This window comes from Chitinophaga alhagiae, assembly GCF_003568665.1.
Lineage (GTDB): Bacteria > Bacteroidota > Bacteroidia > Chitinophagales > Chitinophagaceae > Chitinophaga > Chitinophaga alhagiae.
This window is the reverse complement of record NZ_QXMH01000001.1, coordinates 1,458,437-1,473,560: the sequence shown is the minus strand read 5'-3', so window position 1 is coordinate 1,473,560 and position 15,124 is coordinate 1,458,437. Positions and strand designations below refer to the sequence as shown.

Annotated in this window: 13 protein-coding genes; 8 read left to right on the top strand and 5 right to left on the bottom strand. The window is 53.6% G+C overall.

Annotation, left to right across the window (positions count from 1 at the left end; all coding sequences use genetic code 11):
• Position 1: 1 nt before the first annotated feature.
• A complete protein-coding gene (locus tag D3A97_RS05800) occupies positions 2-772 on the bottom strand; it encodes an inositol monophosphatase family protein (protein WP_119077449.1) in 771 nt (256 codons plus the stop codon).
• Between the two features lie 87 nt (positions 773-859).
• Between D3A97_RS05800 and D3A97_RS05795 the strand changes: the two genes are divergently transcribed.
• Both D3A97_RS05795 and D3A97_RS05790 read left to right on the top strand, forming a co-directional pair.
• Positions 860-2,401: a GH3 family acyl-acid amido synthetase gene (locus D3A97_RS05795; RefSeq protein WP_119077448.1), complete on the top strand. Its 1,542-nt coding sequence runs from the start codon at positions 860-862 to the stop codon at positions 2,399-2,401.
• A 15-nt stretch (positions 2,402-2,416) separates the two neighbouring features.
• On the top strand, positions 2,417-3,055 hold the full coding sequence (locus tag D3A97_RS05790; protein ID WP_119077447.1) for a LysE family translocator: 639 nt from the start codon (positions 2,417-2,419) through the stop codon (positions 3,053-3,055).
• Positions 3,056-3,137: 82 nt separating this feature from the next.
• On the opposite strand, the gene D3A97_RS05785 is transcribed toward D3A97_RS05790, so the two are convergent.
• The 3 genes from D3A97_RS05785 to D3A97_RS05775 form a co-directional block, all read right to left on the bottom strand.
• Positions 3,138-4,175, bottom strand: a complete 1,038-nt coding sequence (locus D3A97_RS05785) for a 2-oxoacid:ferredoxin oxidoreductase subunit beta (RefSeq protein ID WP_119077446.1) — start codon at positions 4,173-4,175, stop codon at positions 3,138-3,140.
• A gap of 639 nt (positions 4,176-4,814) precedes the next feature.
• Positions 4,815-6,575, bottom strand: a complete 1,761-nt coding sequence (locus D3A97_RS05780) for an N-acetylmuramoyl-L-alanine amidase (RefSeq protein WP_119077445.1) — start codon at positions 6,573-6,575, stop codon at positions 4,815-4,817.
• A 125-nt stretch (positions 6,576-6,700) separates the two neighbouring features.
• A complete protein-coding gene (locus tag D3A97_RS05775) occupies positions 6,701-8,494 on the bottom strand; it encodes an acyl-CoA dehydrogenase FadE (protein WP_119077444.1) in 1,794 nt (597 codons plus the stop codon).
• Between the two features lie 88 nt (positions 8,495-8,582).
• Here D3A97_RS05775 and D3A97_RS05770 point away from each other — a divergent pair, with 88 nt between their 5' ends.
• Together D3A97_RS05770 and D3A97_RS05765 are read left to right on the top strand one after the other, a co-directional pair.
• On the top strand, positions 8,583-9,386 hold the full coding sequence (locus D3A97_RS05770) for an alpha/beta fold hydrolase (RefSeq protein ID WP_119077443.1): 804 nt from the start codon (positions 8,583-8,585) through the stop codon (positions 9,384-9,386).
• Between the two features lie 5 nt (positions 9,387-9,391).
• Positions 9,392-10,537 carry a glycosyltransferase gene (locus tag D3A97_RS05765; protein ID WP_119077442.1) on the top strand — a complete coding sequence of 382 codons (1,146 nt, stop codon included), beginning with the start codon at positions 9,392-9,394 and terminating at the stop codon, positions 10,535-10,537.
• A 20-nt stretch (positions 10,538-10,557) separates the two neighbouring features.
• On the opposite strand, the gene D3A97_RS05760 is transcribed toward D3A97_RS05765, so the two are convergent.
• Positions 10,558-11,550 (bottom strand): terpene synthase family protein, encoded by a 993-nt coding sequence (locus tag D3A97_RS05760; protein WP_119077441.1) that lies wholly within the window; start codon positions 11,548-11,550, stop codon positions 10,558-10,560.
• Between the two features lie 283 nt (positions 11,551-11,833).
• On the opposite strand from D3A97_RS05760, the gene D3A97_RS05755 reads away from it, so the two are divergent.
• The 4 genes from D3A97_RS05755 (at position 11,834) to gldC (ending at position 15,123) form a co-directional block, all read left to right on the top strand.
• Positions 11,834-12,970, top strand: a complete 1,137-nt coding sequence (locus D3A97_RS05755) for an ABC transporter permease (protein WP_232825859.1) — start codon at positions 11,834-11,836, stop codon at positions 12,968-12,970.
• Between the two features lie 61 nt (positions 12,971-13,031).
• Positions 13,032-13,469 carry a hypothetical protein gene (locus D3A97_RS05750; RefSeq protein ID WP_119077439.1) on the top strand — a complete coding sequence of 146 codons (438 nt, stop codon included), beginning with the start codon at positions 13,032-13,034 and terminating at the stop codon, positions 13,467-13,469.
• Positions 13,470-13,649: 180 nt separating this feature from the next.
• Complete coding sequence (locus tag D3A97_RS05745; RefSeq protein WP_119077438.1) at positions 13,650-14,720, top strand: glycosyltransferase; 1,071 nt, start codon at positions 13,650-13,652, stop codon at positions 14,718-14,720.
• Positions 14,721-14,775: 55 nt separating this feature from the next.
• A complete protein-coding gene (gene gldC, locus D3A97_RS05740; RefSeq protein ID WP_119077437.1) occupies positions 14,776-15,123 on the top strand; it encodes a gliding motility protein GldC in 348 nt (115 codons plus the stop codon).
• Position 15,124 lies beyond the last annotated feature (1 nt).

Genomic DNA, 15,124 nt, shown 5'->3' with positions numbered 1-15,124 from the left:
ATTATCTGTTGATCTCTTTCAGCAGCTCGTTATGCAGATGGCCGTTGGTGGCCAGTATTTGTTTCTGGTAGGGGGAATAGGTGTTGCCGCTGAAATCCGTCACCTTGCCGCCCGCCTCCTGTACAATGAGGTAGCCGGCCGCGGAGTCCCACGCATTGAGGTGGTGCTCCCAAAAAGCGTCAAACCGGCCGCAGGCCACCCAGCAAAGGTCTATGGCGGCAGAACCCAGGCGGCGCACCGGCAGGCCCTGTTTAATGAAACGCTCCAGGGTTACCAGGGCGTGGTTGGGCTGTTCCTCTTCCCAAAGGTACGGGAAGCCGGTTACCATAAAAGCATTGCTCATGCTGGTTTTGGAAGAAACATTGATGCGCTTGTCGTTCAGCGTGGCCCCAAACCCCTTCTGGGCAAAGAACAGTTCGTTCATGAGGGGGTTATATACCGCGCCCAGTATCATCTCACCGTCTTGCTCCACCCCAATGCTCACGCAACACAGCGGTATGCCGTGGGCAAAGTTCACGGTGCCGTCTATAGGGTCTATGATCCACTTTACGGAAGAGTCAGTTTTGATCTCCCCGGATTCTTCGCTGAGTATATGATGACCGGGGTAGTCTTCCCTGATCACGTTTATAATGGCTGTTTCCGCAGCTTTATCGGCTTCTGTTACCAGGTCGTTCACCGTAGATTTATGGCTAACTGTGAAAGTACCGTTAAAATATTCCTGCAAAACTTTTGCACCGGCTTGCGTAGCTTTGAGTAAGGTAGTTTTTAACATGGCGCAAATGTACGAAGCTTCGCCAACTTCCCCCCCAATTCCAAACGAATTAACTATTTTTGCTTTTTAAAACCAGAAACGCAATTAATGGCCATCATTGGTAACCTGATTTCCAGATCCCTTCGAATCCGAAAACAGTTCACGTTCAAGTTAGGGACGCCTCGCCAGTACCAGTTGCAGGTATTGCGCCGGCTAATGGAAAAAGCGAAGCATACGCAGTTTGGTGAACATTATGAGTACGAGAAGATACTGAACAGCCCCAATTGGGTAAGCCAGTTCAGAACGCGGGTACCCGTGCACAACTACAATAAAATGCACAAGGAATGGTGGCACAAATGCCTGGAAGGGGTGCCCAATGTGAGCTGGCCGGAAAAAGTGAAGTATTTCGCCCTCAGCTCCGGTACCTCTGAGTCTGCCAGCAAACATATTCCCGTTACGCGAGATATGCTGAGAACGGTTAAAAAGGTAGGGGTCAAACAACTCTACTCCATGGCCAACTTCAACGTGCCGCCCAAGTCTTTCGAAAAAGGCATCCTGATGCTGGGAGGCACTACCTCTTTATTTGAAAAAGGGGATTACTACGAAGGGGATATGAGCGGCATCCAGGCCAAAAACATCCCGAAATGGTTCCGCCGCTTCTATAAACCCGGCGGCAATATATCCCGCAAGCCCAACTGGGAGCAGCGCATCAAGCTGATCGTACGCAAGGCCCCGCATTGGGACGTAGGCACCGTTTGCGGCGTGCCGGCCTGGGTGCAGATAGTGCTGGAAGAAATTATCAAATATCATAATGTAAAAAATATCCATGAAATATGGCCCAACCTGGCCATTTACATTCATGGCGGGGTGAGCTTTGAACCGTACCGGGACAGTTTCCAGAAGCTGCTGGGCAAACCCATTACCTTTATAGAGACCTACATGGCCTCTGAAGGCTCCTTCGGTTTCCAGGCCAGGCCGGGCGTAAAAGGCATCAAACTGGTGCTGAACGCGGGTATTTTTTATGAGTTCATTCCTTTTAATGAAGAGAATTTTGATGCGGACGGGGAGGTGAGGCCCAACCCGAAATCATACATGATACACGAGGTGGTGGAAGATGTGGAATACGCCGTGATGCTCTCTACCTGTGCGGGCGCGTGGCGTTACCTGATCGGTGACGTGGTGAGGTTCACCTCCGTAAAAGAGCACGAGATCACCATTGTAGGGCGTACCAAACAGTTCCTCAGCCTGGCCGGCGAGCATATGAGCATAGATAATATGAACAAGGCCATAGACATGGTGCAGAAAAAGCTGGGCATCACCATCCGCGAGTTTACCGTGGCCGGCTTCGGGTACGAAAACCTGTTTGCCCACCGTTGGTATATAGGTACGGACGCGCTGAATGTAGATGCGGAGAAGGTGCGGGAAATCATTGACCAAACCCTCTGCGAAGTGAACGACGACTATGCGGTGGAGCGTACCTCCGCCCTGAAAGAGATCTTTGTAGAAGTATTACCTAACCAGGTTTTCCTCGATTACCTGCGTTGCAAAGGAAAAGAAGGGGCCATGAACAAATTTCCCCGCGTATTGAAAGGTGAGAAACTGAAAGACTGGGAACAGTTTGTGACCACGAAAGTAGCTGTGAAAGCATAACAAGTAATTGAACACATGATTGCCGCCATCATTGCCGGACTGGGATTGGGAGTGTTTTTATCCGTGTCTGTGGGGCCCGTTATTTTTGCTATCATTAAATACAGCATCAGCAACGGATTCCGCGCGGGTATTAGTTTTGCGCTGGGCGTATCCGCCAGCGACATTATGTTTGTGCTGCTCGGTAACCTGGCTTCTTCTTTTGTTGGCTACCTCGGCAATTTCACCACGGCCATTGGCATTGGCGGCGGTATTCTCCTCATTGGCATGGGCGTGTACGGCCTGCTGTTCAAGAAAGTAAAGATCACTACCGGAGATGAGCCCCCTGAAATGTTCAGCACGCGGGACTATGCCAAAATATGGCTGGGCGGCTACTTGATGAACACGCTCAACCCCGGCGTTATCATATTCTGGCTGGGCGTATGCGTGGCCTATGCCGGTACTTCTGTAAGCTACCGGGTTACCATGTACAGCGTTTGCCTGGCCTTTGTACTGTCTGCCGATATTTTAAAGGTTTTTGTATCTGACAAGATCCGCCATAAGCTGACCCTTACCAACGTGGTGTGGCTGAACAAGGTGGCGGGCGTATGTATGATCATTTTCGGGCTGGCGCTGCTGTACCAGGTATTTTTCGGAGACGGTACGTTTACCCATTAGGGAAAAAGCGATTCCCTGCAATATGCACAAAGGCCCTGGTCCGTTGAAGAACCAGGGCCTTTGTTATTTTTTGGAGAATGGTTTACAGGATCGTCCAGGTCTCATTCCCGGCCAGCAGCTTGTCCAGGTTGCCGGGGCCTCTTTTGGCCGTAGCTTCCTCCAGCTGCGCCGTCATGATATCATCATAAGTGGGCCTGAAAATCTGGTAGAACACGCCGAACGGGCGCGGCAGGTGGCCTTCTATGCGCGGATCGTCAAACATCCGGGTCAGTATCTGGGCTTTGCCGAAGTCTTGCTCATCATGTATCCAAAGGTCTGAGGCGCTATATTGGCTTTCGCCGAGGTCTACCACTACGGGCCGGTGACCGTCCAGCCGGATGCCTTTGTTTTTCTGGGCGCCGAAGATCAGGGGCTGGCCGTGCTCCACAAAAATAGTTTCCTGCGCCTTGGATGATTTTTCAGTGAACACCTCAAAAGCGCCATCGTTGAAGATGTTGCAGTTCTGGTATATTTCCAGGAAAGAGGCGCCTTTATGGGCGTGGCTGCGTTTAAGCATTTCCTGCAGGTGCTTGGGGTCCCGGTCCATACTGCGCGCCAGGAAGGTAGCGTCTGCGCCCATGGCCAGGGCCATGGGGTTGAAGGGGTGATCTATACTGCCGTAGGGCGTGCTTTTGGTGACTTTATTCCTTTCTGAAGTAGGAGAATACTGCCCCTTGGTAAGCCCGTATATCTGGTTGTTGAACAACATCAGGTTCACGTCAAAATTACGGCGCAGCAGGTGAATAGTGTGGTTGCCGCCAATGGAAAGCCCGTCCCCGTCTCCCGTTACGATCCATACGCTCAGCTCGGGGCGGGTTGCCTTCAGGCCGGAAGCGATGGCCGTGGCGCGGCCGTGGATAGAGTGCATGCCGTACGTGTTCATGTAATATGGAAAGCGTGACGAGCAGCCTATACCGGAAACGATCACTATATTTTCACGGGGTATGCCTAAGCCCGGCATGATGGTCTGAACCTGTTTCAGTATGGAATAATCCCCGCAACCCGGGCACCAGCGTACTTCCTGGTCCGTTGCAAAGTCCTTGGCCGTCAATGGCTGCGGAGGGATGGTGGTAGTTGACATTTATTTATATAGTTTGAACTTCAAAGTTACGAATTACGCAGTTCATCCCAATACGCCGCCTCAGCTCGGATCGGGAATTTTTTTGCCTTGTAAGTACGTATTTATCAATGTTTAGTAACTGATACGCCTGCAAGGGCAGTGCTGTTTGCTGCGCTGGCAAAGATAGGTATTAATCTACTAATATGGTAGGATGTTAACGCGCCCCGGGGGCTGGCTGAAAAATACCCATTAATGAGTATTGTACCAGTGAAGGGGAATTTACAATTTTACAGTACTGCGTATTTTAGGAATTCCCCGCACCGGCCCCTGAAACACTGCCTAGACATGGGACATGACTATACCTGGTTAAAACGTTATTTCACCTTGAGTAATATATAATAAAGATTCGTTCTGGATATGGAAATACCGTAAACGGTTTACTGTCACGGTTATTTTACATGGCTCCCTCTGCGGGAGCCATTTCTCTTTTCAGGGGGTAGCGCACCATATATTTTGGTTATGCAGCATAACAAATTGGAATGGTATAGGCGGGTATCCTGCGCCTTTTGAGCGGGCCTGGCTGAATAGAGGCCCCCCTCCAGGCGGCCGTTTGCCCACATACAATGTTTATCCACCAGGCCGGTTTGCCGTGGCCGGCATTTATTCTCCCGGCTTTGCGTAAGACGCGGCCACAAAATCCTTGATGCCCAGCACAATTTTATCCGCCATGCTTTTCCGGAAGCCGGCGTCCAGTATTTTCATTTCATCTTCAGGGCTGCTGAGAAACACTGTTTCTACCAGTACGTTGGGGTATTCTGTGGGGTTGTTAAGGGCAAAGTTGAAATTGCCCACATTGCCGAACTCATTCAGCCCCAGCTCCAGCAGGTGTTTGTAAATATACTGGCTGAGGGGGCGGAACCCCACGTGTTTATAATAGGTGCTGGTGCCTTTGATGCGGATGGGGTCTGCGGCGGAGTTAAGGTGAATGCTCACCAGCAGGTCAGGGTCTTTGTCCCGGTAGGAAATAATGCGGTAGTTGTTGTCTACATACGAGTCGTTCACCCTGGTCATCAGCACGCGGGCCCCTTCTGCCCGCAGGGCCTGCTGCAGGGCAATGGCCACGGCCAGGCTCATTTCTTTTTCGTACACCCCGGTGGGGCCGCGGGCGCCGGCGTTGCTGCCGCCGTGGCCGGCGTCTACCGCAATGGTGAGGTTGCCCAGGCCGGGTTTGGCGGGCGGCCGTTTCACTTTTACGGTAAGGGTGTTGCCGTTGTAGTACACCTGGTGGCCCCAATGCTGGTTGTGTTTTAACTCTATGGTGACCCGCAGGATGTCATCTTCTACCTGGTCGTAATACACATTCTTTATCTCGCGGGTGTTTTCCAGCTGGGAGATCCAGTTGGTATTGGCGGTGGCGCCGTAGATGTCTACAATAATTTTTGACGGCTCCAGCTGCTGGGTGGAGCGGTAAGGCAGCTTCTGGCCCAGGCCAACAGTCACATAATCGAACTTTTCATCTCCCCATACGCGCCAGGAGCCGGTGAGGGAGGAAGGAGGGAACGTGCCCGCCGGCAGCAGTTTTACCATATCCTGCGGAATGTAGGCGGTAAAGTTCTTGGCCAGTTTTACGCGGTAGTCAGACCCTACCTTGCCGGTCAGGTGGAGGTACACGCCTTCGTCCAGGTAGCCGGCTTTGGTACCTCCCAGCCGGTCATCTCCCAGGCCAAACTTCAGGAAGGGGGCATCTCCGGTGGTAACGGCTACCTGGGGCTGCAGCTGCGGGTCTCTTAAGGTAAAGCTGTACACCGTGTTGCGCTGTACCTGCTGGCTGCCGTTGCTAAGGGTAACGGGCAAGGCCCTGCCATTGATCATCGGGTCATTGCATTGCACGGTGTAGGTGCCCTGGTAAATGCCGGGCATGGTCTGGCTGCCGCTCAGGGGCAGCTCCGTAAGCGCAAAATTGTTGCCGACCATAACGGTGCCGCCGGGCATGGCTTTCACCCTTATTTTGATCAGGTCTCCGGGGGCCACTATCAGGTTCCCTTCCGGGAAGGTCTGTATATAGCCGATGTTGAAAGAATTGATGGGCTTGGGCGCTTCCGGTGTGCGGTAGGAGAAGGAGACGAGCCTGACGGTAGAATCTCCGGCCGGGCCCCTGGATTTGATCTCGAACTCGTTTTCTCCTTCCTCCAGCGCCACCTCAATGGCAAAGGCGCCGGTGGGGTATACCTTCTGCGGCTCGTCATTCACAAATACGGCGCAGCTGGTGCAGGTGCTGCCCACCAGGAACTGGCGGGTGGCGGTTACCGGGTTGTGCTGTTTGCCGGGCTGGGTGAGGCGTAAAAAGCTCTTGTTCTGCGCGGTGGCCTGTAATGCCAGCACGGCTGCGAGCAGCAGGCTTCCTCCTGTCCTTTTCATCATGACTCTCTGAATTATCCTGAAAAGCAAGGGGCTGTGCCGGTTACTGTCAACACACCCCCTTGCCATATTGATACTATGTAATTGCTGATGCAAAGATCATTATTCTGGCTCAATGCTGCAAGCCGTTAAAAAGCATACCGGTTGTCTGCGATCAGTTTGGCGGCAATGCGCCGGCGTGCATCCTTTGTGTTGAAGGGCGCGGTTTTGGTAAAACGTTTCAGGCCCAGGAGCATCATGCGCTGTTCATCACCCTCGGCAAAGCCATTAATGGCGTCTTTACCGGACTTGTTGACCCGGTCTGCCGCATCGCTGAGGTATGTGCGTACCATGTCTGCCTGCAGGGCCACGGCCGCCGCTCCTTTTTCTTCCGTGAGCCTGATGAGGCGCAGCAGGGCGCTTTCGCTCACAAAGGTCTCAATGGCCATGTCCGCAATGTTCATGAGTATTTCCTGCTCGCTTTCCAGCTTCATCTGCAGTTTTTGCACCGCCCCGCCCGCTGCCATCAGTATGGCCTTTTTCATATTGGCGATGATCTTTTTCTCCGGTGCAAAGGCCGCTTCGTCATCTCCGCCAAAGTCGGGAATGCTCATTAGTTCCTTCATAACGTTCATGGCGGGCGTCATCAGGTCCAGGCGGCCTTTGAGGGCGCGTTTCAGCGTCATGTCAAGCGTAAGCAGGCGGTTAATTTCGTTGGTGCCTTCAAAGATGCGGTTAATGCGCGAGTCCCGGTAGGCTTTGGAAATAACATACTCGTCACTAAAACCGTTGCCGCCATGCACCTGCACCCCTTCGTCCACCACAAAGTCAAGCACTTCGGAGCCGTTCACCTTCAGCATGGCGCATTCCACGGCGTATTCTTCCGCGGCGCCCAGTGAGGCTTCTCCCAGGGATTTGCCTTCCGCCAGCAGTTCCTGCTCTTTCTGGTCTATGAGCTGCGCCGTGCGGTACAGGGCGGATTCGCACACCCAGATGCGGGTGGCCATTTCGGCCAGCTTGTGTTGTATGGCGCCAAAATTGGCAATGGGCTGTTTGAACTGTTCCCGCGTATTGGCATACTGAATGGTGATGTTAAGGCTGCCCTTGGCCCCGCCCAGAGCGGCGGCGCAGAGTTTAAGACGGCCAATGTTGAGGATGTTGAAGGCAATGAGGTGGCCCTTGCCGATCTCACCCAGCACATTTTCCGCGGGCACCTTTGCGTCCTGGAAATAGATCTGCCGGGTGGAGGAACCTTTAATGCCCATCTTGTGCTCTTCCGCGCCCAGCGTGAAACCGGGCGTGTCTTTATCTACAATGAAGGCGGTAAACTTGTCTCCGTCTATCTTCGCAAATACGGTAAACACATCCGCAAAGCCGGAGTTGGTGATCCATATCTTCTGGCCGTTGAGCAGGTAGTGCTTGCCGTCTGCCGTCAGTTTGGCGGAGGTTTTGGCGCTGAGCGCGTCAGAACCGGAGTTGGGCTCGGTAAGGGCGTAGGCGCCTTTCATTTCACCGCTGGCCAGTTTGGGAATATATTTTTGTTTTTGCGCGTCGTTGCCAAAGTACAGGATGGGCAGGGAGCCAATGCCGGTATGCGCAGCCATGGCCACAGAGAAGGAATGCCCGGCGCCCAGCGCCTCGTTAATGAGGGTGGCGGTGATAAAGTCTTTTCCCAGGCCGCCATATTCCTCCGGGAAGGCCGCGCCCAGCAGCCCCTGTTCCCCGGCTTTTTCCAGCAGGGAAGGCATCAGGCCTTCTTCCAGTTTATCCAACCGCTCCAGCACGGGAGTTACTTCCTTGGCAACAAATTGCTCGGCCATGTCACGGATCATCAGCTGCTCTTCCGAAAAATTTTCCGGGATAAATATCTCTGCCGGCGAACTTTCTTTCACGAGAAACTCAGCGCCTTTGAGGGCTGCTTTACTGTTTACTGCGGTTTCCATCTTGCATATTTTAGTCTACTCGTAATTTACCTAGATTATAGCAATTGGCAAAAGTTGTTTAAAATTGTTGCCCCGTTGGGAACAGGACATGGATTTTTTTCTCCCATATAAACAAAGTGAGTTTACCGGCATTGTTGCCGGTTCCGGGCCTGAATTGCTGATCTGCTTTCACGGGTTTGGCGAGCGCGCATCGCACTTTCGTTGTATGGATGCGGGTTTGGGCAATTTATTTACGATCATCGCGTTAGATATGCCCTTTCACGGAAATACCGCCTGGCGGGAAAACAGGCCGTTTGAAAAAGAGGACCTGGCGGCGCTGACGGAAAAAATATTGGAAAAATTCGGCAAACAAACTTTCTCCCTTATGGGTTATAGTATGGGAGGAAGGCTGGCCTTGTGCATCATTGAAAAGCTGGCATCCCGGGTAAAGCACCTGGTACTGGCGGCGCCGGATGGACTGAAAAATAATCCGTGGCATATGTTTGCCACGCAAACCATATTGGGGAACCTGCTGTTTTCTTACAATACCCGTCATCCGGCCGTGTTTTTCAGATTGCTTGCCTTATGGCGGCAGTGGGGGTTCCTGAATGAAAGTGTGTACAAGTTTGCTTATCACAGAATGGATAAGCCGGAGAAACGCCTGCTTGTATACAACGTATGGACCATTATGAGAAGGATGATGCCTTCCATGAAACATTGCAAGCAACTGCTGGCGCGTTACAGGGTAGACACCGTTGCCATTTTCGGGCGTTATGACCGGGTGATCCCCCCCGGGATAGGTGAACGCTTTGCAGACGGTTCGTTCCCCTGCAACATTGTAGTGCTGGAAAAAGGCCACCAGCTGATTACGGAGGAGCTGGGATTCATTATCAGAAAAAATATCAGGAGCTAGCAAGCATGAACGCTTTATTGATCATCACTTTAGGACTCGCTTTTTTATACGGTATACTTATGCTGTCTTACAGCTATGGCTGGCGGCGGCTGAAAACATTTGATCCCTCCGCGCATGCCTATACCTTCAATACCAGGGTGTCTGTTATCATTCCCGCCCGGGATGAGGAGCAAAACCTGCCGCCCCTGCTGGAAGCCCTGCAGCACCAGAGCTATCCCGCCAATCTTTTTGAAGTGATAGTGGTAGACGATTTTTCGGAAGACGGTACGGCAGACATCGTCAAGTACTTCCCCGCCGCCAACATACGCCTCATCCGCATGAGCGATCATATCAGCAAAACGCAGCGGCTGAACTCTTACAAGAAAAAAGCCATAGAGCTGGCCATTGGCCAGGCAGAAGGGCATCTCATAGTGACCACTGACGCGGATTGTGTGATGGGGCCCAAATGGCTGGAAACCATCGTGAAGTTTTACGAGACCTATCACCCCCGCTTTATTGCGGCCCCCGTTGCTTATCACCGGGAAGATGGTTTTTTCAAAAAACTGCAGTCGCTAGACTTTATGACCATGCAGGGCATTACCGGTTCGGTGGCCTACCTGCAAACGGGCACCATGTGCAACGGCGCCAACCTGGCCTATGAAAAAACGGCCTTTGAAGAAGTGGGCGGGTTTACAGGCATAGACATGATAGCGTCCGGAGATGACATGCTGCTGATGTACAAAATATACCACGCCTACCCGGACGGGGTGATGTACCTCAAAAGCCGCGAGGCGGTGGTACGCACATTGCCGGTAGATACGGTAGGGGGCTTTATGCAGCAGCGCATCCGCTGGTCTTCCAAGGCAGATAAATATGAGGATAAAAGGGTTACCCGCGTGCTGGTGCTGGTGTACATCTGGAACGTGATACTGGTGTTGCTGGCGCTGGTAGCGGTTTTTAACCCGGCTTTGTGGAGCTGGTGGCTGGGCGTGCTGGTGTACAAGGTGGTGATAGAACTGATCTTTCTGGCGCCGGTAGCCTCATTTTTCCGTAAGGCCCGCATGCTGGCCTGGTTCATTCCCGGGCAGCCTTTTCATATTATCTACGTGGTGGCGGCCGGCTGGCTCGGCAAGTTCGGATCTTACGAATGGAAAGGGCGCCAGGTGAAGTAAGCGCCCCTTCCATCGCTTTTTTACAGGCGGGATATGAGCCAGTTGCCGCTGGCCGTTTCCGTGATGTTCATCCGGTACCGGGCCGTGTCACCGAAGCTCCAGTCCAGGTTGGCCCGCATCCAGGCTTTCAGTACGGTGATGTAACGCTGCAGTTCATCGTTGGTCTCTTCTCCAAATGCCGGCAGCGACTCGCTAAGGGCAATAAACCGCCGTACTTCCGCATCGTGCATGCGGGCGGCTTCGTTCATGGCCTCTTCCAGGGAGAGGCCCCTTTCTTCTTTCAGTACCAGCACCAGGTTGTGTACATCGCCCTGGCGGCGCTCCTTGTCAAAAGAGAATAGATCGTTGGCCCAGCACACTACGTTGTTGCAGGCCAGGGAAAGCTGCTTCACCGTTTCGTGGGCGTGAACTTCGTCCGGCAGATAGATGCTTTCCAGTACTTCTATCAGCTCAATGTCTGCAAACAGCGCGCCGGTGTAAGGGCGCTTTTCGATGTAGTCCGCCACGGCCGGCGCCTGGTGACGCATGCGGTTTTCCACCTCCCAGAGGCAGGCGTCCAGGTAGTCCGTCATGCTTTTTACGAAGCGTTTTTGCCAGGCGGCGCTGCCGATCCTTTTCATGCGTTTCCAGAGGTCCGCAAAGCTGTTGGCCAGCGGCATGCCTTCGTCTGGCGCTACCACGGCGTTGTTCTGCAGGATCATGGTCACAAATGAATGCACCATTTGCAGGAAGTCCATTTTACCGAACATGGACTCGTCGTTTTTGTCGTCCAGCAAAAAGAGCCAGGTGTTGAACTCCGCGGCAATGCAAAGTTCAAAACGCCCTGCCGTGGGAAAAGCGCGCGCGGAGAGCATGGCAAATTTGGCCCGGCGGAAGCGCTCCCAGGCCTTGTCGGATTTTACCAGCTCAAAACGGCTGACCCAGTCTGTGGTGTGTTTTTCTGCTTCTTTTGCGAAGGGATTGAGCATAGAAGGGAACGGGCAGTAAATCTGCGGGAGTTGGAGGGATAGCATAAACTGTGTGTTTAATGATTAATATAAATGGTTACAATCTGTCTTCAAGCGTGCATTAAACGGTTACTATGTCTGGCATAAGCTAAAAAAAACGGTTACGATCAGTCCTTAATCGTGCTCTTGGTAGTTACTGTGTCTGCCCATAAATTACATCATTTAAACCGTATGTAGATACTGCATTTTAGTAGCAGCGTTGATATTCGTGTTACTAACGGTAACGGATAGGTGAAAGCGCCCGCGTTGGAAATTCGGGGGTTTGCTTTAACTTGTAGCCTTCATGGGCATGTCCGCATCATCATTTCAGCAACAGGCATGGAAGCGCCTGCGGCGCAACAAGGGCGCCATGGGTGGCCTGGTGGTTATTGCCATTGCCATACTGGCAGGCATTTTCGCCTATTTTATAGCGCCTGACCATACGCCTTTTGCCAACGGCATGGTGCTGGAGATCAGCGGCCAGAAACCCGGTTTCAGCATAGACATGCTGGCCTTGCAGAAGCCGCAGCCCGCCCCCCGCCGCGGCTGGTTTCACCGCCTGGTGTACGGGCAGGAAAGCCCGGTTACCCTGGTGCCGCTGAAAAGCTGGGCGCTGGCGGGAGACTCCGTTCATGTGCAAAAATATGTTGATGAGGCTACAGCGCAAGGCCAAAGCTATTCGCTGGGGCAGGTGCTGTACGGGAAAGATACCCTGCTGGCAGACCTGCCGGCCGCGCAGGAAACCCTCCGCCGGCGGCACTTGCAAACGCACCGGTACTGGCTGGGTACGGACAAGTTTGGGCGCGATATTCTGAGCCGGCTGCTGGTAGGCACCCGTGTGAGCCTCAGCGTGGGCTGCATTGCGGTGCTCATTTCACTCACCATCGGTATTTTCCTCGGCGCCGTGGCCGGATATTTCAGAGGCGTGGCAGACGAGGCGGTGATGTGGCTCATTAACGTGATCTGGAGCGTGCCCACGCTGCTGCTGGTGTTTGCCATTACGCTGGCGTTGGGAAAGGGCTTCTGGCAGGTGTTTGTGGCGGTGGGCCTTACCATGTGGGTGAGCGTGGCCCGTATTATCCGCGGGCAGGTGCTGGGCCTGCGGGAGCTGCAGTTTGTTGAAGCCACAAGGGCATTGGGCTACGGCCACTTCCGTACCATCACCCGGCATATTCTCCCCAACATCCTGGGCCCGGTAATGGTAGTGGCAGCCGGTAACTTTGCCACCGCCATTGTGGTGGAAGCCGGCCTCAGCTTCCTGGGCGTGGGCGTGCAACCGCCGCAACCTTCCTGGGGGCTGATGATCAAGGAGAACTACAATTTCATCATCACCCACAACCCCCTGCTGGCACTGGCACCCGGCTTTGCCATCATGCTGCTGGTACTGGCATTCAACCTGTTAGGCAATGGCCTGAGAGATGCGATGGACGTAAAGGGGCGCATATAAGAAATAATTTGAATAGAACAATGAATTGTTATAGCTTTATGGTATAGAAACCATATCCTGTATGCCCTACAAGCAACTTTTACTGGTCTTTTTCTGCGCCTTCACCGTGATGGCCGCAGGTTGCAAAAAAAAGAAGAAAGACGTGCCGGACCCCGTAACGCCGCCGGCGCAGGAGGCAGACCTGGTGGTGGCCATTCCCAATATTTACCTGAATGAAGACAGAAATGCCGCACAGGGCAGTACCCTGGGCATCAAGGTGAATATCACCTCCACGCCGCCGCCGCCCTCCGGTGTAACCATCACTGTTACCGCGCTAGACCCCGCGGGCCTGCCTATTGCGCAGAACCCTGCGTTTGACAGCTCTACACCCAGCACAGACGTAACGCTCATCAACCTGCCCAGCCTGAAAGTGGCCAGCATACTGGTAACCGTTACCTCCAAAACCAAACCTTCCAATAGCCAGCAGTTCCGTTTTGGCGTGTTGAATAAAACACCCTGACCGGTGGTGACGCCGGGCGCCTTCCCTGCAAAAGCATAACGCAACGGCATGCCTGCCGCGGTTTTCCGCACATCAGGGAGGTAAGCCGCTGTTTCCGGAGAACACCATCCCGCATGGCGGCCACGCGCTTCTTTTCTTTATTTTTCCCTAGGTTTGTGATCTTTCGAACTGGAAATTAACATGCGTATTGCCGTCAACGCTGTTCCCATGCTGCAGGATACCCTGCCAGACACCGGGAATGTGCTCACCGAAATATTTTACAACCTCTGCCGCCTGCATCCGGACGTGGAGTTCCTGTTGATCAACAACCGCCCGTTGCGCCCGGCGCAACCGCTCCCTCCCAATGCCAGGCTGGTGGAACTGAAGCCCCTGGCCGGCGGAAAATTGGGGCAATATATCTGGCGCCGCATGCAATGGCCCCGCGCGCTCAGGAAACTGAAAGCAGACCGGATATTATCGATGGACGATGTGCTGCCCGTGCCGGAAGGCATGCCGGCCCACCTGCTGCTGGGCCGCAATGTGGCCGTGCTGGACACGGTGAGCGCTTCCAGGTACATCCGCCAGTATGCTTCCATTTCTCTTTTCTCCGCCTTCATGCAGGAGCAGCTGAACAAACGGTTTGGCGGGCTGGGGGCCCGGGTACAGCAACTACAGCCAGGCACCGCAGATGTGTTCAGGGCCGTGAACTGGGAAGAGCGGGAAGATATCAAGCGGGAGTTCACCAGCGGCATGGAATATTTTATTGCGCTGGGCAGCCTGGACCCGTCCAACAACATCATTCCCCTCCTGAAAGCATTTTCGATGCTGAAGAAACGCCTGCTTTCCAGCATCAAGCTGGTGCTGGCAGGGCAGCTTACCGGCCCGGGAGAAGATATTGCGGAGGCCCTGAAAACCTACAAGTTCAAAGACGATGTGATATGGCTGAAGAACGCGGATGATGAAACGCTGGCCAGGCTGGTGGCGGCTGCCTACGCCCTGGTGCACACGGCCGGGGCAGACGGGCTGGCGGTACCGGTATACGCCGCGCTGCGTTGTGATGTGCCTGTGGTAACCCTCTATGCCGGCGCGGCGCCGGAAGCCGGGGGAGATGCCGCCCTCAACGCCCTGCCCAATGATATTTCCGACCTCTCGGAAAAAATGGGGGCCCTTTATAAAGATGAGCTGCTCCGGGGGCGCCTGCTGGCGCATATTACAAGGGTGCCTGACTGGGAGCAGGCGGCCCGTACGCTGGGGAATACCATTATTGGCTGAACATGCCCGCACAAAATCTTATTTTTGCCCTTTCAAATCATTTTATAAGCAACGTATGACAAAGAAATCTACCATACAGATACAGGTGGAGCTGGACGAGCAGCGGGTGCCCGAATCTATTGAATGGACGGCCACAGACAGCACCGCAGACAGGATGAACAAAGCCAAGGCCATGATGGTGGCTTTCTGGGACGGGGCAGACAAAACCGCCCTGCGCATAGACCTGTGGACAAAAGAAATGATGGTAGATGAGATGGCAGATTTCTTTTACCAGACCATGATGACCATGGCGGACACTTACCAGCGCGCTACGCCTTGGGGAGACCAGGCGGACGACCTGCGTAAATTTGCCGCTGACTTTTACAAAAAATTTGAAGAAAAACTGAAAAAGGAGAACCCGTAAT